The organism is Arthrobacter sp. JCM 19049 (assembly GCF_001310435.1).
Genome location: NZ_BAXF01000524.1, coordinates 1 through 1471, shown reverse-complemented (window position 1 = coordinate 1471; position 1471 = coordinate 1). Strand labels below are relative to the sequence as shown.

The 1471-nt window shown below is 68.6% G+C and carries 1 pseudogene; it reads left to right on the top strand.

Going from position 1 to position 1471, the window contains the following annotated elements:
• Window positions 1-272: 272 nt before the first annotated feature.
• Window positions 273-1471 (top strand): annotated as a pseudogene (locus tag JCM19049_RS14065) (CpaF family protein); the annotation flags it as partial.

The window sequence follows — 1471 nt, the reverse complement described above, 5'->3', positions numbered from 1 at the left end:
CCATCAACCACGCGCTGAGCTGTGCGCTTGGCGCGGCGCGCGCGAATGTGGACAGCGCGGGGCACCACGGGTTTGTCCACACTCTTTGGCGCACCCCTTGAAAGCCGTGCGCGGCGCCGATAGCATGCGTGATCAATGGATCACAGGTGGGGCTGTGCTGGGGCTGGCCGACACCTTGCTGCGTTGGCTGCAGCCCGGCATCGGTGCCAGGCGGCCGACGGTACCCCGGCCACGGGAGGCGCAAGAGTACCGTTGGGCGAAAGGACCCGGCCGTGGAAGCCCTGTCAGTCGTTGAGGACGAGGTCCGTGAGCTGGTGCGCCGCCAGGGCCTGGACCCGGCCACCGAGCCGCACCGCATCCGCGCCTGATCGATGAGGTGGTGCGGGATTACGATGAGCGGGCCCTGCTCGGGGCGGTGCCGCAGCTGGGGGAGCTGGAGGCGGCCAAGCGCAGCGTTTTTGACAATGTGGCCGGGTTCGGCCCGCTGCAGCCGCTGCTGGATGACCCCGGCATCGAGGAAATCTGGGTCAACGCCCCGCACCAGGTGTTCTGCGCACGCGGCGGGCGTAGCGAGCTGACCGGGATCCGGCTGGACGCCGGGCAGATCGCCGCACTGGTCGAACGGATGCTCAAGGCATCCGGGCGGCGCCTGGACCTGTCGCAGCCGTTCGTCGACTGCCAGCTGCCGGACGGGTCGCGGCTGCACGTGGTGATCCCGGACATCACCCGAGAGCACTGGGCGGTGAACATCCGCAAGTTCATCGCCCGCGCCGCGCGGCTCGATGACCTGGTCGAACTGGGTTCACTGAGTGAAGACGCGGCGTTCTACCTTTCCTGCGCGATCGGGGCGGGCATGAACGTGATCGTCACCGGCCCCACCCAGGCCGGGAAGACCACCATGCTCAACTGCCTCTCCTCGGCGATCGGCCCGCGCGAGCGGGTCATCACCATTGAGGAGATCTTCGAACTGAACTTCGCGCTGCGTGACCAGGTGGCGATGCAGACCCGCCTGCCGAACCTGGAGGGCACCGGGAGATCACCATGCGCCGACTGGTCAAGGAGGCGCTGCGCATGCGCCCCGAGCGCATCATCGTCGGGGAGGTGCGCGAGGCCGAGGCGCTGGATCTGCTGATCGCGCTGAACTCGGGCATCGCGGGCCTGTGCACCCTGCATGCCAACTCGGCGCGCGACGCGATCATCAAAATGTGCACGCTGCCGCTGCTGGCCGGGCCGAACATCACCAGCGACTTCGTGGTGAAAACCGTGGCGACCTGCGTGGACGTGGTGGTGCACTGCACCCGCGACGGGCAGGGCCAGCGCTTCGTGGAGGAGATCCTGGCGGTCCCCGGGCGGGTGGAGGACGGGCAGATCGAAACCTCCACGCTCTTTGAGCGCACCTCGGGCCAGCTGCGCGCGGCCGCCGGGGCGGACTGGGCGCACCAGAAGTTCCAGATCGCGGGGGTCAACATGG